General features: G+C 26.8%; 23 protein-coding genes and 1 riboswitch. Of the genes, 3 read left to right on the forward strand and 20 right to left on the reverse strand.

Annotation, left to right across the window (positions count from 1 at the left end; all coding sequences use genetic code 11):
* Positions 1-28: 28 nt before the first annotated feature.
* The 14 genes from GOQ29_RS04190 to GOQ29_RS04255 all read right to left on the reverse strand — a co-directional run bounded on the left by GOQ29_RS04190 (position 29) and on the right by GOQ29_RS04255 (position 12250).
* Complete coding sequence (locus tag GOQ29_RS04190; RefSeq protein ID WP_286672865.1) at positions 29-853, reverse strand: YitT family protein; 825 nt, start codon at positions 851-853, stop codon at positions 29-31.
* A 294-nt stretch (positions 854-1147) separates the two neighbouring features.
* Positions 1148-1498, reverse strand: a complete 351-nt coding sequence (locus GOQ29_RS04195) for a type II toxin-antitoxin system PemK/MazF family toxin (protein ID WP_203371384.1) — start codon at positions 1496-1498, stop codon at positions 1148-1150.
* Between the two features lie 2 nt (positions 1499-1500).
* Positions 1501-1776, reverse strand: a complete 276-nt coding sequence (locus GOQ29_RS04200; protein ID WP_203371385.1) for a CopG family ribbon-helix-helix protein — start codon at positions 1774-1776, stop codon at positions 1501-1503.
* A 114-nt stretch (positions 1777-1890) separates the two neighbouring features.
* Positions 1891-3072 (reverse strand): alanine racemase, encoded by a 1182-nt coding sequence (gene alr, locus GOQ29_RS04205; protein ID WP_203371386.1) that lies wholly within the window; start codon positions 3070-3072, stop codon positions 1891-1893.
* A gap of 17 nt (positions 3073-3089) precedes the next feature.
* Positions 3090-3707, reverse strand: coding sequence for an outer membrane lipoprotein carrier protein LolA (locus tag GOQ29_RS04210; protein WP_203371387.1), 618 nt, complete (start codon positions 3705-3707; stop codon positions 3090-3092).
* Positions 3708-3726: 19 nt separating this feature from the next.
* A complete protein-coding gene (locus tag GOQ29_RS04215; protein ID WP_203371388.1) occupies positions 3727-4170 on the reverse strand; it encodes a CBS domain-containing protein in 444 nt (147 codons plus the stop codon).
* Complete coding sequence (locus tag GOQ29_RS04220; protein WP_203371389.1) at positions 4160-5413, reverse strand: NAD(P)H-hydrate dehydratase; 1254 nt, start codon at positions 5411-5413, stop codon at positions 4160-4162. The genes GOQ29_RS04215 and GOQ29_RS04220 overlap by 11 nt, the downstream gene beginning before the upstream one ends.
* A gap of 23 nt (positions 5414-5436) precedes the next feature.
* Positions 5437-5700 (reverse strand): hypothetical protein, encoded by a 264-nt coding sequence (locus GOQ29_RS04225; protein WP_203371390.1) that lies wholly within the window; start codon positions 5698-5700, stop codon positions 5437-5439.
* 90 nt (positions 5701-5790) lie between these two features.
* Positions 5791-6396, reverse strand: coding sequence for a hypothetical protein (locus GOQ29_RS04230; RefSeq protein WP_203371391.1), 606 nt, complete (start codon positions 6394-6396; stop codon positions 5791-5793).
* Positions 6397-6629: 233 nt separating this feature from the next.
* On the reverse strand, positions 6630-8450 hold the full coding sequence (locus GOQ29_RS04235) for an ABC transporter ATP-binding protein (RefSeq protein WP_203371392.1): 1821 nt from the start codon (positions 8448-8450) through the stop codon (positions 6630-6632).
* 19 nt (positions 8451-8469) lie between these two features.
* Entirely contained in the window at positions 8470-10269 is a 1800-nt protein-coding gene (locus GOQ29_RS04240; protein ID WP_203371393.1) for an ABC transporter ATP-binding protein, read from the reverse strand.
* 457 nt (positions 10270-10726) lie between these two features.
* On the reverse strand, positions 10727-11191 hold the full coding sequence (locus tag GOQ29_RS04245; RefSeq protein ID WP_203371394.1) for a sporulation membrane protein YtrI: 465 nt from the start codon (positions 11189-11191) through the stop codon (positions 10727-10729).
* Entirely contained in the window at positions 11179-11514 is a 336-nt protein-coding gene (locus tag GOQ29_RS04250) for a YtrH family sporulation protein (protein ID WP_203371395.1), read from the reverse strand. The genes GOQ29_RS04245 and GOQ29_RS04250 overlap by 13 nt, the downstream gene beginning before the upstream one ends.
* Positions 11515-11605: 91 nt before the next feature.
* On the reverse strand, positions 11606-12250 hold the full coding sequence (locus tag GOQ29_RS04255) for a regulatory protein RecX (protein ID WP_203371396.1): 645 nt from the start codon (positions 12248-12250) through the stop codon (positions 11606-11608).
* A 155-nt stretch (positions 12251-12405) separates the two neighbouring features.
* Positions 12406-12506, forward strand: a riboswitch (SAM riboswitch).
* 65 nt (positions 12507-12571) lie between these two features.
* Between GOQ29_RS04255 and GOQ29_RS04260 the strand changes: the two genes are divergently transcribed.
* From GOQ29_RS04260 to GOQ29_RS04270, 3 genes are read left to right on the forward strand one after another with little or no spacing between them, the layout of a single operon-like run.
* A complete protein-coding gene (locus GOQ29_RS04260) occupies positions 12572-13594 on the forward strand; it encodes a methionine ABC transporter ATP-binding protein (RefSeq protein WP_203371397.1) in 1023 nt (340 codons plus the stop codon).
* Positions 13578-14231 (forward strand): methionine ABC transporter permease, encoded by a 654-nt coding sequence (locus GOQ29_RS04265; RefSeq protein WP_203371398.1) that lies wholly within the window; start codon positions 13578-13580, stop codon positions 14229-14231. The genes GOQ29_RS04260 and GOQ29_RS04265 overlap by 17 nt, the downstream gene beginning before the upstream one ends.
* A gap of 11 nt (positions 14232-14242) precedes the next feature.
* The gene (locus GOQ29_RS04270) at positions 14243-15037 is read left to right on the forward strand and encodes a MetQ/NlpA family ABC transporter substrate-binding protein (protein WP_203371399.1); all 795 of its coding nucleotides are present in this window, start codon (positions 14243-14245) and stop codon (positions 15035-15037) included.
* A gap of 224 nt (positions 15038-15261) precedes the next feature.
* Here the strand turns inward: GOQ29_RS04270 and GOQ29_RS04275 are convergent, their stop codons facing one another.
* The 6 genes from GOQ29_RS04275 to GOQ29_RS04300 all read right to left on the reverse strand — a co-directional run bounded on the left by GOQ29_RS04275 (position 15262) and on the right by GOQ29_RS04300 (position 21323).
* Entirely contained in the window at positions 15262-17250 is a 1989-nt protein-coding gene (locus tag GOQ29_RS04275; RefSeq protein WP_484477060.1) for a fructose-1,6-bisphosphatase, read from the reverse strand.
* A gap of 81 nt (positions 17251-17331) precedes the next feature.
* Complete coding sequence (locus GOQ29_RS04280; RefSeq protein WP_203371400.1) at positions 17332-17541, reverse strand: hypothetical protein; 210 nt, start codon at positions 17539-17541, stop codon at positions 17332-17334.
* A 257-nt stretch (positions 17542-17798) separates the two neighbouring features.
* Positions 17799-19652 (reverse strand): ferrous iron transport protein B, encoded by a 1854-nt coding sequence (feoB, locus tag GOQ29_RS04285; RefSeq protein ID WP_203371401.1) that lies wholly within the window; start codon positions 19650-19652, stop codon positions 17799-17801.
* An 11-nt stretch (positions 19653-19663) separates the two neighbouring features.
* Positions 19664-19921, reverse strand: a complete 258-nt coding sequence (locus GOQ29_RS04290) for a FeoA family protein (protein WP_203371402.1) — start codon at positions 19919-19921, stop codon at positions 19664-19666.
* A 199-nt stretch (positions 19922-20120) separates the two neighbouring features.
* Entirely contained in the window at positions 20121-20900 is a 780-nt protein-coding gene (locus GOQ29_RS04295; RefSeq protein WP_203371403.1) for a serine hydrolase, read from the reverse strand.
* A gap of 15 nt (positions 20901-20915) precedes the next feature.
* Positions 20916-21323, reverse strand: a complete 408-nt coding sequence (locus tag GOQ29_RS04300; protein ID WP_350445970.1) for a M20/M25/M40 family metallo-hydrolase — start codon at positions 21321-21323, stop codon at positions 20916-20918.
* Positions 21324-21444 lie beyond the last annotated feature (121 nt).

Here is a 21444-nt window from a genome sequence, read left to right on the forward strand (position 1 = left end):
TCTTGTATGTTAATTCATATAGAAATAATTAGTTACTATTAATCTTTTTAAATCCTTCTCCTAATACTTCATGAATATCTGTTAACATAACAAAAGCTCTATTATCTAATTTATGAATTAATTCTTTAAGTTTTGTAATTACTGCTCTATTCACTACACATAATAATGCATCTCTATCTAATCCAGTATACATGCCTTTTCCTTTTAATATAGTTGCTCCTCTATCAATTTCTTTTAATATAGCTTCACCTATTTCTTCTGGTTTCTCTGAAATTATCAAGAAAGCTTTAGAATAACTAAGCCCTTCCATAATCTCATCAATTACTTTAACTAATATATATAATGCAATTGTAGAATATAGTGCAGTATCAAGCTTTTGATCTACTAACCCTGCAAATACAACTACCATAAAATCAATAACCATCATTAATTTAGCAATACTTAAACTAGGTATATATTTATGTAATATAGCTCCTGCTAAATCAGTTCCTCCTGTAGTTCCTCCAAATTTAAATACCATTCCTATTCCCATACCTATAAGTAAACCTCCAAATATTGAGGCTAATAATAAATTAGTCGTAGCTATATTCTTAGGTAAAACTCTTATGAAAAAAGATAGTGTAAGAGTTGCATATAATGTTTTTGCTCCAAATGCTTTCCCTAAAGTTACTACTCCTATAATAAATAAAGGAACATTGATTAATAAATTAGTTACATAAACCTTTAAAAATCCATTTGTAACTTTTTGTATAACTATTCCAAATCCACTAACTCCTCCAGGTGCTATCATGTTTGGTTCTAAAAACATATTTAATGATATCGCCATTATAACCGTACCCATAGCTATAGCCAAATAATCTATTAAATATCTATACTACTTTTTATCATTCATTGTTATATCTCCTCCTTTATAGTTTACATAAAAAATATATCTATTACATTTATAAATGATTCTGCATGTTTATTTTATATTATAATTAACTAAGAAAAAATGTTTTTATTAAATATATAAAAATAATAATATTTCCAAGGAAATTTTGTCGTAATTTATTATACCCAACATTGCTTATATTGGATTCGATAAATAAAAGCATTAAAAAAGTTAGAAATATAATAATTTCTAACTTTAATTATTTTTATTAAGTTTTTAGAATTCTACTAATCCCGCACTTATCTTTATACATTCGTTTACCTTATCCATCATATCCTCATCAAAATGTCCTACTTTTTCTCTTAATCTCTTTTTATCTATTGTTCTTATTTGTTCTAATAGTATAACAGAATCTTTAGTTAATCCGTATTCCGATGCAACTATCTCTATATGAGTAGGTAGTTTAGCCTTATTAATTTGAGATGTAATAGCTGCAATTATTATAGTTGGACTATACTTATTACCAACATCATTTTGTATTACTAGTACAGGTCTAACTCCACCTTGCTCCGAACCTATAACTGGGCTCAAATCAGCATAAAATATATCTCCTCTTTTAATAATCAAAATCATTCACATCCTGTCAATTTTGCTTCATAATCACAGAGTTCATGATTGTCTTCTTCTACACCTATTTCAGCTATTGATAAGTTTATATTTCCCATCTCTCTATAACCTATTTTCATTCGCTCTCTGATTTGTACTCTCTTCCTTTCCCGAATATAAAGTTTCATAGCTTCCCTAATAAATTCACTTCTGTTTTTCTTTTCAATAGAAACAATTCCATCAATTTCTTCTAACATAGTATCAGGAAGACTAATCATTATTCTTTTTGTTTGAGTCATAAGAGCACCTCCAAAAGAAATTATTAAGATATCATTCCAATTTATATATTTATCTATATTATATTCGTATATATAACAGTATATACTAGATTATATATTACAAATAATATATTTTCAATTATATAAATTATAATCTTTTATCTCAATAATAGTATCCCCTTTTTTAAATACTCTTGGCACTCTTTTTCCCATCATACATACAATTTCATAATTAATAGTACCTAATCTATCTGCAACTTCATCAATATGCAATGTATTATTCTCTCCATCACTAAATAATGTTACAATGTCTCCAATATTAACATTATCTATTTCAGATAAATCAATCATACATTGATCCATACAAATTCTCCCTACTATTTTTACTCTCCTATTCTTAATTGTTCCTTCTGCATTTCCACTCAATAACCTAGTAAAACCATCAGCATATCCAATTGGTAATGTACCTATTTTAGATTCCTTGTCTGTACTATATATATGTCCATAACTCAAACCAGTATTTTCTGGTACATTCTTAATATATGATAATTTTGCTCTTAAACTCATAGCTGGCTTTAACTTTACATTATCTTTGTTTACGTCTTTTGATGGATATAAACCATACAACATAATACCAGCTCTAACCATATCTAAATTATACTCTGGTAAATCAATAATAGCCGCACTATTAGAAACATGTTTTATTGGTATATTAATTCCTCTTTTTTCTAATTTCTGAATTATTTCTTCAAACCTGCTAAATTGTATTTTAGTAAATTCTTTATTTTTTTCATCAGCTCTTGCAAAATGAGTAAATATACCTTCTATTTCTACATTAGGCAATTTAGAGATTTCTATTATGGTTTCTATACTTTTTTCATTATTTTTTAATCCTAATCTTCCCATACCAGTATCCAATTTTATATGTATCTTAGATATCTTATTTTTTCTTAATGCCTCATCTGATATTGCTTTCCCTTGATCCAAAGTATATATAGTAGCCATAATATTATAATCAATAATATCCTCCACTTGAGAGTTTGGTGTATATCCTAATATAAGTATAGGTGTATTCAATATCCCACCTTTTCTTAATTCGATAGCTTCAGATAAGGTAGCTACAGCTAATCTATCAGCTCCATTCTCTAAAAACACTTTTGATGTTTCTACTGCATCATGTCCATATCCATTTGCTTTTACTACTGCAGTAACCATTGTTTCTTTTCTTGTGACTCTTCTTACTTCTCGTATATTATTAGCTAAATTATCTAAATTTATCTCCACCCATACAGGTCTTGTTTTTTCTAATTTAAACATTTTTTCACCCCATATTATCATTGATTAAACAATTTTTGTTCTGATACATTTACATTATATTTAAATTCTTTATAGTATACAATAACCCTTTCTTTTTCATCCTTATCTAATATTACCATCTTATAAGGCTTAAAATTTTTCTTATCAATCCACAGCCTTTGTTTAGCTCTATATATGTTATTACCAGGCATCTCTAAGGAAATCACGAAATAATCCTTTCCTTTTTGTTTTTCATTTTCCAATTGCATTTCTTCATTCGTTAAGATTAACTGTATAAAATATCCTATAAAAAAACTTTTATCTTCTTCTGTTTTTTTATTATTTCTTATCACTGAAGATTTATCAATATCAGGATATATCAAATATGTCTTATTCCCATCATATGTAATAATTTGTTTTCCATCATCATATTCAATTCTATATTTATTAGGTTTTGAAAATAAATGAGTGGCTGAATACTCTGCTGGACTTTTATTTCCTATTATTGTTATTTCTGCTTTACACATATAATTATCTATTTCATTAATAGTTTTTTGTAATTCATTAAATAATTCTTCATTTGTCGGTTTTTTTACCTGACAAGAGGTAACTATTATTAATAATAGAAATATTAAACCCACAAAATTTTTTTTCACTTAACTACTCCCTTCCCATTTATAAATGAGTTAGTATATCTGATCTAGCTATTATACCTTTTATTTTTCCTTCTTCATCAATCACTGGTACTCTATTTATTCTTTTATCTAACATAAGATTCACTACTTTCCTAACTTCATCATCTTCTTCTACCTTTATAGCAGGTGTACTCATTAAATCTTTTACTTTATAGGCAGCTACTTTTTTTAATTCATTTTCAAATTTTTTAACACTGTCTAATAAAATAAATCCTCCTAACAATGGTACATAAGATGGTATACTTATATCTTTATCCTTAAATATTAAATCTGTTTCTGTAACAATTCCAACAACTTTATTATCTTCATTAACTACTGGTACCCCACTAATCTTATTTTTAATAAGTAGTTTTGTTGCATTTTCAATATTCTCTTCCTCAGATACTGTAATAACTTCTTTAGTCATTATATCTCTAGCTTTCATCTTCATTCCTCCTTATTTCTTTTATTGTTTTTGGTAGACTATTAATAATGTCTGTTGCTATCAATCCATATTCTCCCTTTTCTTCTTTAGCATAATCTCCAGATAATCCATGAGTATAAACTCCAATTTTACAAGCATCAAATCCTTCAATGCCTTGGGCTATATACCCTGATATAATCCCTGTAAGTACATCTCCACTTCCTGCTGTAGCCATTCCAGGATTACCAGTAGAATTAATATATGTTTTTTCTCCATCCGTAACAATTGTATTATACCCTTTCAATACAGTTATTACATTAAATTTTTTTGAAGTATCAATAGCATATTGAATTCTATCTTTTTCTATATCTTTAACACTTACATCGATTAATCTAGATAATTCTCCCATATGAGGTGTTATTATTGTTATACCCTTTCGACACTTTAATATATCAGTATTTTTTGCTAAATTATTTATTCCATCAGCATCTAAGATTAATTTTCCGTTGTAATTTTCTATTACATCAATTATAAAACTTCTAGTTTCTTCTTTTTGACCTATTCCTGGTCCTATTGCCAAAACATCATAATTATTTAAACTATGAATATCCTTATAACTTTCTTCAATAAAATATCCTTTATTCTTATCTTCTAAAGGTAATGTTATAGTCTCTACTGTTTTTATTTCTAGAATTTTATTTAATGATTTAGGAATATAAAGATATACTAGTCCACTACCTGTTCTCAATGCAGATATGGATGTTAAATATGCAGCTCCCGTCATGCCCATACTACCAGCTATTATCCCCACCCTACCATAAGTTCCTTTATGAGAATTTTTCTTTCTATTAGGAAGAATAGATTTCATCTCCTCTAAAACATATCTGGTCTTACATTCATGGCCTTCTCCAATAGCCATAGCTACTGAATAATTCTTCTCATGAGATATTGTTAATGTTATATTTTCTATGCCCTTTTGTTCTGCAATCGTTTTTGCATTATCTTTTAAATATACATATGGTTTATTTAAATCATTATGTAGTATTACAATATCCTTCCATTTAAACTTTCTTACTCCTGTACCTATCATTTTGGATATAGCCTCTTTTGAAGAAAACATCCCGGCTATAGTAGTAACACTACCATTTTTTGTGTTAATATAATCTATTTCTTCCTCAGAAAATAATCTACTTAAAAATTTATTTGTATTTATTTTATTTATTCTATCTATGTTTAATATATCTATTCCAACACCTATAATCATTATTCCTCACCTAATTAATTATATTATTTACCTAATCCTCTAAGTATATCTAAAAGACTTTCATCCATAGGAATTCCAAACCAAATTCCTAAAAGATAGATTCCTCTATATAGAAAATATATGGCCGTACCTAAAAATAGTATTACAAATATTAATTTGAATATTATATAAAGTTTACTTTCTTTTTCTCTTTCTACTATTTTATTTAATAATTTACTTATGAATTTGGTGAATATTTCTAAAGTACTAACAATAAATATCAGAAATAATACTAGATCAAACGTCATAATAATACCCCACTTATATATTTTTACATTCCTTTATTCTATTTTACTACAAATCTCGTATAAAAAAAAAGAAATGTTTAAACATTTCTTTTATTCAAAGAATTCTTTATCTAATTTTTCTATTTCATTTTTTCCTATCATTCCATGAAGATATGTATATATTTTATGTATGGTTTCCTCATAATCATTTTTTTCTTCTATCAATGATTTAAGTCTATTCCTTAATTCTTCTATTTCATCATTTATGAAATCCATTTTGCTCTCTCTTTCTCTTAACTCCTTATAAGCTACTTTAATTGTTGCTTTTAATAATTCATAATTTTCTTCACGAATATCTTTAGGAATAGACTCTAATTTAAATGTAATATCTTTTATCTCATCATTAATTTCAATTATCTTATTCTTAGAGTCATCTAAATTTTCTAAAGCCGTATTATCATCCTTATTCACTCTATAAGATAAATTAACTATATTAACCATTGCATCTCTTTTTTCTCTTTGTAATTTCTTTAATTTTCTATTATAATTTTTCTCTTCTCTTAATAATTCTAATAATTTTTCCTTTTCTATATTTATTTCTTTATCATTCGAATCCCCAAATAAATCTTTCCAATCAGGATTATTCACAAGCAATGGAATATTATTCTTTAAAATAATATTATAATCTATATCTATATCTTTATCCTTAGACAACATAATACCCCTCCCTTATATTATTATACTAGATTTTAATAATTAAAAAAATAATATTATATAACTAATTGATGATATTAATCATAAATTAGTATAGGGAGGAATATATTTTTCTCCTGGAACTAGATGTATAAGCTCTAAAGTAAAATTAATAGTTCTTATAATTCCAACAACTCAAATAGCCTTTAAGATAGTCTTAGATAATAATGGTGTAACAGATACAGTTTAATATTATTTTAGCTAATCGAATTAATCTCTTCTTCCTTAAATTGATTAGTATAAAGATCATAATAATAACCTTTGTTTTTAATCAATTGTTTGTGTGTTCCTTCCTCTATTATCTTTCCTTTCTTTATGACTAATATTCTATCTGAATTTACTATTGTTGACAATCTATGAGCTATTATAAAACTGGTCCTATCTTGTAATACTTTTTCAATTGCATCTTGTATTTTCTTTTCTGTTTCTGTATCAATCGATGAAGTAGCTTCATCTAAAACAAATATTCTGGGATTAGATACAATTGCTCTAGCAAAAGAAATCAATTGTTTTTGACCCGTTGATAATTTTCCTCCACCTTCTCCAACTTGAGTATCATATCCCTTATCCAATTTTGTAATAAATTCATGAGCATTAACTAATTTAGATACTCTAATAACATCCATTTCTGTAATATTATTACCACCATACTTTATATTCTCCATTATTGTTCCACTAAAAAGATGTGGACTTTGTAAAACATATCCAATATTAGAATGAAGCCAAGATAGAGATCTCTTTCTATAATCTATACCATCTATTAATATTTCTCCTTCACTAGGCTCATAAAATCTACAAACTAAATTAACTATTGTACTTTTCCCAGATCCAGTTTCTCCTACTAATGCAATAGTTTCACCAGATTTTATTTTAAGATTAAACTTCTCTAATACTTTTTCACCATTTTCATACTTAAATACTACATTTTTATACTCTATATCCCCTTTTAAATCTTCCCAATTGTCTTCCTTGGGATTAAGTATATCTCCATATTCCCTTCTAATACCTTCATTATCTTTTATATCTGGTTCCATTTCTACTAAAGATATAACTCTTTCAGCAGAGGCTTGAGCAGCTTGAAGCTCAGCAAACACTCTTGCTATTTCTCTAACAGGCTCAAAAAACAATGTGGTATAAGATAAAAACGCAACTAATGTACCATAACTGATGTTTTCTGTTAATACTCCATTACCTCCAAACCATAAAGCCAAACCAGTACCTAAGCTTCCTAATGTTAATACTATAGGTAAGAACAAAGCTGAAAAAATAGCTGCTCTTATAGATACATATCTCATAGATCCAGTTAAATCTGTAAACTCTTTTAGATTTTCCTCTTCTCTAACTAATGTTTTTGTAGTCTGTGCCCCACTTATACCTTCATTAAAACTTCCTGTTATTTTTGAATTAATTTTCCTTACATCCCTATATGCCTTTAATATTTTCTTTTGAAAATACATGCTCAATATAGCTAATATCGGAACAACAGATAAAGTAATTAGAGCTAGTTTAAAATTAAGTACTAAAAGTACCACTGCGACACCAAACATAAAAGTTAATCCCCAAGCAGAATCTACTAAACCCCAACTTATTGTTTCTCCTAGCCTTCTAACATCTGAAGTCATCCTAGCCATTATCCATCCAATAGGTGTTTTATCATAGTATGTGAAAGATAATTCCTGTAATTTTTTAAAGCCTAATTTTCTAATATCATATTGAATTCCCATTTCAATTTTTCCAGCTAAGGCTATAAATAATCCTACATTTACAACTTGAAATAAGATCAATAATACATAAACAATTGTAAACCTACCTAGACCATTAACATTGCCCGGAACAACAAAGTTATCTATTGCTCTTCTAGTCATCAAAGGGAATATTAAATCTATTCCTGCCACTGACACCATAACAAAGCCTAAAATTATTAAATACTTTTTATAGTTTCTCATATATTTAAATATTCGTTTCCATATACTTAAATCTAATTTACTACTATAATCCTGCTCTTCAAATCCTGTCATTTCAGTCACTCCTTTCGTCCTATACTATATTGCCAATCTCTGATTCTATGTTATTTTGTATAGTCCATATTCTTTTATATAATCCTGTTTTCTTTATCAATTCTTCATGAGTTCCTACTTGAACTATCTCACCATCTTTCAAAACTATAATTTTATCAGCTCCTGCAACTGTAGACACTCTATGAGAAATTATAAATGTTGTTACTCCTTTTTTCCTTTCTTCTAAGGCTCTTCTTATTGCTAAATCAGTTTCAGCGTCTACTGCACTCAAAGAATCATCAAATACTAAAATTGGACTATTATTTATCAATGTTCTAGCTATAGCTATCCTTTGTTTTTGACCTCCTGATAATGTAACTCCTTTTTCTCCCACCTTAGTATCATATCCTCTTTCAAAATCCTCAATTACATTATGAATAGCTGCCACTCTAGCAGATTCAATTATTTCTGCATCCTTTGCCTCCATCCTTGCGATACTAATATTATCTTTTATACTCCTTGAAAATAAAAATGGTTCTTGTAAAACTATACCTACATTTTTTCTTATCCATTTTCGTTGTATATCTTTAAGCTCTACACCATCTATTTTTATGGATCCACACCTATAATCATATAACCTCGCTAATAAATGAATTAAAGATGACTTTCCTGAACCAGTTTGACCCATGATAGCTATAGTTTCCCCTTCTTTTACTTCAAAGGATATATTTTTTAATATTTCATTACCATCACCATAATCAAATGAAACATTTTCAAATTTAATATGTCCTTTAATGTTTGGAGTTAATTCATTAGATTTCACTTCTTCTATAGGTGACTCTAAAATTTCTTCTATTCTCTCCAAAGATACTAAAGATTTACCTAAATCTGTTAGTATACGACCTAACTGTCTAACAGGCCATAATAACATTCCTTCATAACTAGTAAATACTACTAATGTTCCTAATGTTATATTTCCAGTAGTTGCCCAATAAGTACCTAAAATTAAAACTGCTCCTATTTGAAGTAAACATAACAAATCTGATAATGCCCAATATCCTGCTAATAATTTTATTAATCTATAGGACAAATATCTATAAGTCTCATTTTTTTCCTCAAATTTATCAATTTCAAATTTTTCTTTATTAAAAGCTCTAACAACTCTTACACCACTTAAATTTTCCTGTAACACAGTAGACATATCTGCCTCTGCCTCATCAGATAATCTAAATGCCTTTTTCACTTTAAGAAAAAATACAATAGCAAATGTAAATATAATAGGTACTACAGCTATTGATACCAATGCCATTTTAAAATCTAATGAAAACATAATAACAGCTACAAATGATATCATAAATATTGCTCTGCCTATCTCTACAAATTGTATCGACAAAAACTTTCTTATAGTGTCAACATCTGAAGTACAACGTTGGATTAAATCTCCTGTTTCTGATTTAACATGATAACCATAAGGTTGATGTTGAATATGATCATATAAACTTTCTCTTATATTCTTAGCAATAGACTCTGCTGCTTGAGCTGACCATTTTCCTTTAGCATATAAAAATATTCCTTGAATAATTGTAAGTATAACTAGTACTAATGCACTTAAATATAAATTCCTTTCCAAAAACTCTACTCCACCTATTCTATTTATTCCATCTATAATAAAATCAGGTGCCTCTAAAGCTTTATTACCAATCACTGAATCAATTGATATCTTTAACACTAATGGATTAATTATTGAAGCAAATGTTGCTAACCCAATACTTAATATAGCTCCCAAATATATCAATCTATTCCCTCTCATAAATTTCCATAATAATTTTAATCTATTCATTTTAAATCCTCCTCTAGTATTAATAAATAATATTTAAACTATTAGGGATCATATAAATATCTCTCCTTCAGCATTAATATTTTTTTCATTTTTCTAAAAAACATATTATAACCTCCTAAATTATTTATAGATTGAAAATCTACTTAAAAAAGCCATGGATTTATAAATCCATGGCTTTAAATGCATAATATTATCCTAATATGTATAAATTTATACTAAAATTAGACAATAAAAAAACCATAGATACCCATACCTATGGTTAAAGTCAAATTTAAAAAATTATAAATAACTCCCATAGGCCGATTTGATAAAATCAGATTTAATTGATAATTTATTTAACACATTCATTAAAGTTTTCATTTTACGACCTCCTTCTTTTGAGTTATTTTACTAACTAATTATAATATATATTTCAGAAAATTTCAAGTACTTTTTTTATAAAAATTCTTCTGAAATATTAATCAACTTCTTTTACCTCAATATATAACTCTAAAATATCACTTAATAATACTTTTCTTACCTTTAACTTATACGATGTTTCCTCAAATTTCATTATTCTATTATCTACTATTTCTGATATCATATTTATATCAATATCCTTTATTTCTTTTCCTATAAGATCAATATATTTTTCTTTTATATGTTTATTTAATTCCATCTCATCAATCTCATCATTAAGATTTTCTATTTTTATATTTATATCCTTTAAAATATATTTATTACTATTTATAGATTCCTCTATTTTTTTTAATTTTGAATCCTTTTCTTCCAATAATGAATAATAAGTATTCATTTTTTGATAATACTCATCAATTTTATAAGATGCAAATATAGTTATTGCTATTGCTCCTATTATCATACCTATTATAATTCCTAATGTTATGGTTATAAAATATTTATTTATATCTTTCATTCTAACCATAATCGACTAATTCTCCCAAGATATTTTAACAAAGCATACCCACAATTAGCACCTATTAAAGCTGAAATAATATATAATACTTGTTTTATTAAACTTATCATTTCTCTTTTAAGTATACTTTTTTCCAAAATTTCAAAGGATGAAAAAGTTCCTCCTAAAGATATAGCTATTGCCCATATCTTTATATTTCTACCTATATCAATCATGGTTTTCAACGGAGGATGATTTAATAATAAAGCTGCTAAACCAGCAAAAAAGCAAGATCCCAACATTACTCCAAAAGCAATAAAAAAATTATATATGATTTTACTTAAAGCATCCATATCATCAACCCTTATTTTTTATTATTATGCAATTAAAATAATTTTTAGAATCCTTTCATAAAAAAGAAGAGTTAATAACTCTTCAATATTTCTAATAATCATTATAATCTGTATTCATTACTTTCGATATAGCTTTTTTAATAATATCATATTCAAAACCCTTGTAAGATAAATGTCTTGCTAATTTTTGGAATTTTTTATTATTCTCCTCATCTTTTATTTTATTAATTTTTTTTCTGGCTAATATTATAGCATTTTCTAATTCTATATTCTTATCTTCTAATTTATCAATTTCATTTTGAGCTAAATCTTTATCTATTCCTTTCTTAAGTAACTCATAATAGATCATATTTTTTCCAAACTTTTTTATTGCTCTTTTATCTTTAATTATACTATTAGCTAATCTCTGATCATCAATTAGATTATATTCCTTTAAACTATTAATCACAGAATTTATAATATTTTCTTCAAACCCATATTTTTGTAATTTATATTTTAAATTTTTTTCACTCTGTGAAGCTCCATTAATTATCTGTAGTGCTTTATTTTTACATTTTATAGTATCTTCCTTTACTATTATCCTATTCAAAGTCCTTCTATCTATTTTTTTTCCTGAATATAAATTTAAATTAAAACTAATTTCTTTCAGTGTAGATTTAAAATACTCTCCATCAACATATATGTGTACTTTATTAATATCTTTATTATCAGATTTTATTTCACTTATTATAGCCATATTCATCTCTCCTATAATTTAAATTATCTCATAAATACATGTTTTAAAAAAGTATATATTTTTCTATACAAAAAAATATTTAAATTTATTCTTGACATTATTTAAGTAAAAGATTATACTTTTATTTAGTATAAAATAAAAACTTAATAATGAAACTCTTATCTAGAGAGGTGGAGGGACTGGCCCTATGAAACCCGGCAACCAATACTTAAAGTATATGGTGCTAATTCCAGCGGTAAATACCGAAAGATGAGAGAGGTTATTTAAAAATCCTCTTTCATAGAGGATTTTTTTTATTATTCAAAACAGGAGGTATCAAATTTGATAGAACTAAAAAACATTTATAAATCTTATCATACTAAAAACGATAAGATTACAGCTTTAAAAAATATTAATTTAAGAATCAATAAAAATGAAATCTTTGGAATAATAGGATTGAGTGGAGCTGGTAAATCTACTCTTATTCGTACAATCAATGGATTAGAAAAAATAGATCAAGGTACTATTCTAGTCGATAAAATAAACATAACAAATTTAAATAAAAAAGATTTATTAAAGGAAAGAAAAAATATTGGTATGATATTCCAACATTTTGATTTACTAAACTCAAGAACAGTATATAGAAATGTTGCATTTCCCCTTGAAATCTCTAAAGTAGATAAGAAAATTATTGCTGAAAGAGTAAATGAATTATTAGATTTAGTAGGTCTTGCAGATAAACGAGATACCTATCCATCACAACTTAGTGGTGGTCAAAAACAAAGGGTAGCAATAGCTAGAGCTTTAGCAAATAACCCCAAATTATTATTATGTGACGAAGCTACATCTGCTCTAGATCCAGAAACTACTAAATCGATATTAGCACTATTAAAAAAATTACAACAGACTTTAGACTTAACTATTATAATGATTACTCATCAAATGGAAGTAGTAAAAGAAATTTGTGATAGAGTTGCAGTAATAAATAATGGAGAAATTGTGGAACTAGGTAATATAGAAGAAATATTTTTCAATCCAAAATCTAAAGTAACTCAAGGTTTTATTAACTCGATACATTCAAATGATATTAAGGATATTACTATTCCAAATAAGGAAAACTCCAAATTAATAAAACTTACTTTTATAGGAGAATCATCAAAAAAACCTATTATTTCTTCATTAATTAAAAATAATAATGTAGAAATCAATATTATTTCAGGAAACATAGATAAATTAACTTCTACAAACATAGGTAATTTAATTATTCAAATTAGTGGAAATTCTAATGAAATTAAGAATTCAATTAATTATCTTAATGCAGAAGGAATCAAATGGGAGGTGATCAATAATGATAAATCAATTTAGTTTCTTAATAAATCCTCTTTTAGAAACTTTATACATGGTTTTTTTATCAGGAATTTTTGGTTTAATAATTGGATTCCCTCTAGGTATAATGTTTTATGCAACCGAAAAAGAAGGTCTTTGGGAAAATAGATTTTTAAACAGTATTTTAGGAGTCTTAATCAATATAGGTAGATCTTTCCCTTTTATTATTTTAATGATAGTACTTTCGCCTATATCCAGAGTAATAATAGGAAGTTCAATAGGAACTACAGCAAGTATAGTACCATTATCCATAGCTGCTGCTCCTTTCTTTGCTAGAATTGTAGAAAACTCTTTAAAAGAAGTAAATCCAGGTGTTATTGAAGCATCATTAGCTATGGGAGCATCTAATTTCCAAATTATATTTAAAGTTCTTATTCCAGAAGCATTACCTTCTCTAGTATTAGGAACTACATTGACTGTTATAAATCTTATTGGATATTCAGCAATGGCAGGGGCTATAGGTGGAGGAGGTCTAGGAGACTTAGCTATTAGATATGGATTTTATAGATTTCAAGGTGATATAATGATTATTTCTGTTATAGTTATAATTATTTTAGTCCAAGGCGTTCAATTATTAGGCAATAAAATTGCAATAAGTTTAAATAAAAATCGTTAGGAGGAATTTAAATGAAAAAAATATTATTTACATCATTATTAATAGCATTAATTATTTTAAGCGCTTGTGGAAATGATACTACTGATCAAAACACTTTAAAAGTAGGAGCTTCTCCATTACCTCATGGAGAAATTCTAGAACAAATTAAGGAAGATTTATCTGAAGAAGGAATAAATCTAGAAATTGTTGAATTTACTGATTATGTTAAGCCTAATTTGTCATTATCTGAAGGCGAATTAGATGCTAACTTCTTTCAACATTCTCCGTACTTAGAAGATTTTAATAAAAATAACGATACTGATCTCATTTCATTGGGAAGCATTCACTTAGAGCCTTTAGGTGTATATTCAAATAATATAGAAAACATAGATGACATTGAAGAAGGAAATAGTATCGCAATACCTAGTGATCCAACTAATGGAGGTAGAGCTTTATTGTTATTAGAAAATAATGGATTAATAAAGCTAGATGAAAATGCTGGTCTATTAGCAACAGAAGAAGATATAATTGAGAATCCTAAAAACTTAGAATTTAAGCCTCTTGAAGCAGCGCAAATTCCTAGATCTTTAAATGATGTAGATTTAGCTGTAATAAATGGAAATTATGCTTTAGAGGCAAACTTAACCCCTACCGAAGATGCAATAATATTAGAAAAAGAAGATTCTCCATATGGAAATATATTAGCAATAAGAAATGGAGACGAAGATAGAAAAGATTTAAAACTTTTAATTGAAGCTCTGCAAAGCGAAAAAGTAAAGAACTTTATTGAAAACAATTATGAAGGTGGCATAATTCCAACATTTTAAAAGGCTCCATCCACTACATGACTAAAAATAACTTTCATACCTAATAAGTCTTTTATCTTATTTACTAATGTATATTTCTTAGAACTAGTATTTATTCTTTTATATGTTTCCTTCCTACCTACTAAAACATAAGGTCCACATATTAAACAAAAAAACAAGAAATTTTCTTAAAATAGAAAATTTCTTGTTTTTATCAACTTTACTAATAACCTAAATTTAAGTTTTTATTCTATATCTTCATTTATAAGTCCCATTCTATAAGCAGCTAATAATTTTTTTAAATATTTCACTCTGTCATTAAGTTCCTTACCTTTATCTGTATCATAAATATATTTTCTCTTATCCATCTTTTCAAGTACTTCTAAGGTAGATAATATATCCGTTTCTTCAACAATGGCTCTCTCCTTAGATTCAAATGGATCATGAGAAGCTAATCTTATTCCATAAGAATTGTATATTAATGTATAACCTGCCAATCCAGTTTTAGATTGATAAGCTTTTGAAAAACCTCCATCAATAACTAATAATTTACCATCCCCTTTTATTGGACTCTCGCCTTTTGAAGCTTTAACAGGAACATGACCATTTATTATATGAGACACTTCTGGATTTAGTCCAAATTCTCTTAATATATTATCTAATATGATTTCATTATCTCTAAATTTATAATACGGATCTTTAATTTCTATATGAGTACTCTTATCATCTATAAAATATCTTTCAAAAGTAGTCATCCTATTTTTCCCAAATAATGGTGAATCACCATTACACCATAAATACCACATAATATCTTGTCCATATAATTTTTTATCTAAATCTCCATTATTGAAATATGACATTCTTACCAAAAAATCTAATTTATCAAAAAGAGTCTTACCATATAATTTCTCATTCCCTAAATTAACTTTTCTAAAACTTCCTTCTTCAGTCATTGGCACACAACTATGGTATAAAAGATTAGAATTATATTTTAAATACATACTTCCATTTGAATAAAGGAATTTTATATGTTTTTGAAGTTTATCACTACCTAAAAAACACTCCCTGATTCTATTTATTATTCTTTCTTCCTCTTCAGTTAACCTATATGGATTATTTTTATCTACTGTAGGAAATTTTGTATCATTCAATTTATATTTCTGATTATTTACTTCAATAGTATTTTCTCGATAATTAATTTTATCTAATAATAATCTATCATCCATATCATAATTTGGACTATTTTTAATGATCTGTCCTTCTATTTTAAATTGAATTATTGATATTGCTTTATGCATTTTTGATATTAATTCTAAATCTTTCTCTTGATAATAATTTTCTATAGGCTTCTTAGGAATAAAACTATTACATTCATCATCTTTATAAGTATTAAGAGCAAATGTAGCTAATGGTAATAAATTAATACCATACCCTTCCTCTAATGTAGATAAATTCGCATATCTTAATGCTATTCTTACTACATTAGTTATACAAGCTAAAGAACCACTAGCTGCTCCCATCCACAAAATATCATGATTACCCCATTGTAAATCTACAGAATTACTTCTATCAATTAAATCATCTAAGATTTTATGAGCATAAGGCCCTCTATCATATATATCTCCTACTATGTGTAATCTATCAATAGCTAGTCTTTGTATTAAATTTGCTATAGCCACTATAAAATCATCAGCCCTATCTATTTCAATAATAGTATCTATTATATTATTGAAATAGTCATGTTTGTTTAATCTCTCTTCTTCTTCATGTAGTAATTCTTCAATTATATATGCAAAATCTTTAGGTAATGTTTTTCTCACCCTAGATCTAGTATACTTTGAAGAAACTACCCTACATATTTTAATTAATTGTACTAAAGTATTCTTATACCATCTATCTAAATCAGATATCTCCTTTTTTATTAAATCCAATTTTTCTTCGGGATAGTATAATAATGTAGCTAATTTTCTTTTTTCCTTACAATTTAATTCACCATCAAATAAATCATCTATCTTGAATTTTAATACCCCTGAAGCATTTCTTAATACATAGCTAAATGCCTCATATTCACCATGAAGATCTGTTAAAAAATGTTCTGTCCCCTTTGGTAAGTTTAAAATAGCATTTAAATTTATAATTTCAGATGTAACCGAGGATATTGAAGAATATTCTTCAGATAATAATTTTAAATAATCTATATCCTTCATTAGTTGATTAATAGTGATATTTTTCACTGAAACTCCCCCTATTTGTATATAATATATACTCTTATTAATATATCATAATTATTCAAAAAATAGATGAATGAATTTCATCTATTTTTTGAATAAACTTCTAAATAGTCCTTTTTTCTTTTCTTTCTTTTTAAGAAAATCTTCTTCCTTTAAAAAATCCCAAGTTTTTTTAGAATGTTCCTCTCCTCCAACACATGTATTTCCTTCAATATAATATTTATTGTCTTCTTTATGAAGAGTTATAAAACAATTTCTTCCACAACCATTGCATTGCGTCTTGTTACTTTCCATTATAATCGTATCCTCCTATTAGATATCTAAATTATTATATCATAATTCATGATTTAATTAACACAATAAAAAAGATAGGATAAATAACATTAACCCATCTTTTTAAAAATACTACAATCTTTACACTCCGAACATTTCTTTAATAATATAGTATTACATCTTGGACACCTAATCAAATTAGGATCCTTTATTTTATTGTTGCATTGGGAACATATTCTTACACCTTCTGTAGTATTGCAATTCACTCAATCATCTCCCTATGCTATAAATTCTAATATTCTATATAATATTCCTCCAGTAACAAAAGCTATTATCCAACTTGATACCCAAATTGCAACCGATTCTGTTTTAGTTCTTTCCTTAAGCATAATCAACATAGCTGCTATACATGGAACAAATAATGTAATTGTAACTAGAGCTACAATAGTTTGATTTGCAGTCATAGCTAATGAACTTAATCCTGCAGCTCCAAAATCACGTCTAACTATTCCCATTATAAAAGCTGTAGCAGCTTCTTTTGGTAAACCTAACCATCCTACTGTAATAGGTTTCACTGCATTTTGTATAAAAGTTAATATACCACTATATTGAAGTACTGTTATTATTATAGCACCAATCACAAATATAGGACCTGCCTCTTTTATAAATGATATTGATTTTATATATGTCTTCTTCAATACATTACTTATTCTTGGCATTCTCAACGGAGGTAAATCAATTAATAAATCGGTTGATTCCCCAGGAAGTATTTTATTTAATACAGTTCCCGATAACACATATACTATAAATATTGATAACGCATATATTATTAAATATTTAGATCCTAAAGGTGCAATAAGTCCCACAATAACTCCTATTTGAGCTGAACAAGGAATTGCTAATCCTAATAAGAATACCGCTATTATCCTTTCTCTTTTAGAACCTAATAATCTAGTAGTTACAGTAGCCATAGTTACACAACCAAATCCTAATATCATAGGTATTACTGCTCTACCATTTAATCCTATAGACGTTAGTAATCTATCAACTAAAGCCGCTATTCTTGGTAAATAACCTGAATCTTCTAGTATTGATAAGAACAAATAAAAACCTATTACTAATGGTAGTAACAATCCAAAGGTATATGTTATTGACATAGTTAATACTCCAAATTCACCAATAAGAAGTTGCCCTATGAATGAAGTTTCCGATACTAAATTACTTATTATTCCTCTAATAAAAGGTTCATAGGTATCAGCAAAAATAAATCCTTCGGTAAAATCTACTACTGTTTGAGCAATAAATACACCAACAAATTCATATAATAAATACAATGCAACCAACAACATAGGTATACCAGTTATCGGTTTAAGCATGAGTCTTCCTAATTTTGTTCCAAAACTTATACTATCAGTAGTCTCTGTAACAATTTTATTAATTATATTATTAACTCTTTCTCTTCTATCTAAGTATATTTTATCTCTATAATCTATATCACCAATATTATTTTTAGCCGAAACATGGGGGTCTCCTTCCATTATCAATACAGCTTCAGCTTTATTTGTAGATTTTTCAGTTAAATCCTCTAATTCTTCAGTCAACTTAATACTACTATTACCTATTTTAGCTAAATGTAATGAATTCTTTACCTCTTCTAACCCTTGTCCCTTTGGAGCAATTGTAGGAATAACAGGTACTCCCAACTCATTACTCAATTTGTCTATATCAATTTTTAATCCCTTTTTCTCTGCTTCATCCATCATATTAATTGCTACTATAGTAGGTATATCCATATCTATTACTTGTTGAGTCAAGAATAAATCCCTTTCTAAATGCACTGCATCTACTACATTTACTACAATATCGGCTGATGCAATTGCATCCCTAGCAACAATCTCCTCATCATTAAAAGATGATACTCCATATACTCCAGGAGTATCTATTATTATATAATCTTTAAATTTTCCAGAACTAATATCTAACGTTGTTCCTGGAAAATTAGATACATCTACATATATACCGGTAAAAGAATTAAAAAATATTGATTTCCCGACATTAGGATTTCCTGTAAGTACTACCTTCTTTACTCCTTCTGGAATATCTATCTGATGACTTATATTACAACAATCCATTATGTTTCCTCCTATCTAGCTATAACTGTCTTGCCTATAGATTTTTGCGTTTGTAGTTCATCCACAGTTATCTTTTTTGCTAATTTTCTTCCTACTGCAATCTCTTGTAAATTTTTTTTTAGGATTATTGGACCTCCAGGTATCTTTTCAACACATTCTACTGTTGACCCTTCAGAAATACCAAATCTTAATGTTTTAGCCCTTACCATTGTATCAGGGATATTTATTATTTTAAACTTATCTCCTCTATTTACTTCAGCTAAATTCATTGATGATTCCCCCTTTTATAATAACTATATTCGTTTTCTCTTGAAATCTATTCTCATTATAACACGAAAAAAAATATATTAAATGATTTCAATCACATTTTAGTGTTTAGGTGATAATAATTTTCACTATTTTAGTATAAATCGTTATTAGATATTTGTCAATTATTCTCTATAAAAAACAAAATAAAAGCCTATGGATTTATTCTCCATAAGCCTTTACAAAATAATTATATACTTTTTCAGAAATATCCCCTATAATTTTTCTTCCGTATATATTATCTATTCCATCCCATGTTAACATACAAAACAGATAATCTTTATTTCCTAGTGATACTATTCCTGCATCATGATTTAAATTAGATAAATTTCCAGTTTTATGATATATCTTTGTCTTACTTTTATCTATATTTCTTGCCATCATTCTATTATCTACTTGTTTCCCCATTATATTCATAATCTCATCACAATAATCACTATTATATAAATCTTTATAATATATTTTTTTTAATATATATATTATATCTCTTGATGAAGTAGTATTATCAAATCCTTGTTCTAATTTATCAAAATCCATCATTTTTCTATTTATTACTGTTTCCTTTAATCCATGTTTGTGAATAAAATTATTTATGTTTTCCATTCCTAATATATCTATCATTTCATTAGTAGCTGTATTATCACTTAAATTCATCATTAAAAATATAATATCTTTTATAGAATAACAATAACTAGACAAATTTTTTATCAAACTTCCAGATACAATATTCTCATGTTTTATTCTCACTGTTTTTTCTATCATAAATTTATCTTGAAAGATCTGATTAAATGCCTCTGCCAATATAAATATTTTAATCATACTGGCAGATGGTACTGATTTTTTCGTGTTAATATTTAATAAAACTTCATTATTATTCAAATCCTCAACATATAAGCTATATTTTATTTTATTTTTATCTATAAGCTTATCAATATCTAACATTATTACACTCCTTGTTTATATATTTAATACATTCAATACTTGAAGAGCAACTCCAATTGGTAAGCAGTCTTCATCTATATTAAATCTATCATGATGTCCATCATAAATTATTCCCTTTTCTTCATTTCTACATCCTAATCTATAATAAGCCCCTTTTATTTCCTTTAAAAAATATGCAAAATCTTCTACTCCTAGACTAGGTTCTTTTATCTCAATAACATTTTCTTTTCCCAATAAACTATATCCATTATTTCTTACTAAATCTACCATATCATTATGATTTATCAATGAAATATAACCTTCTTCTCGAAAAAATTCTCCCCTTCCTCCTAATGTCTTAGGAATATTATCTACTATATCTTTTATTCTAATTAAAACCAATTCTCTTGTTTCTGAAAAAAATGTCCTTAGAGTACCTTTCATTTTCACAGAGTTTGCTATAATATTATGCTGAGTTCCGTTGCATAAAATCTATAATTGCCTATAAAAACCTTATAAAAACCTATAAATTTTAATTTTGATTATCATTTCTAATAATCTTCCC

The sequence above is a fragment of the Anaeromonas gelatinilytica genome, assembly GCF_016820635.1.
Taxonomy (GTDB): domain Bacteria; phylum Bacillota; class Clostridia; order Tissierellales; family SIT17; genus Anaeromonas; species Anaeromonas gelatinilytica.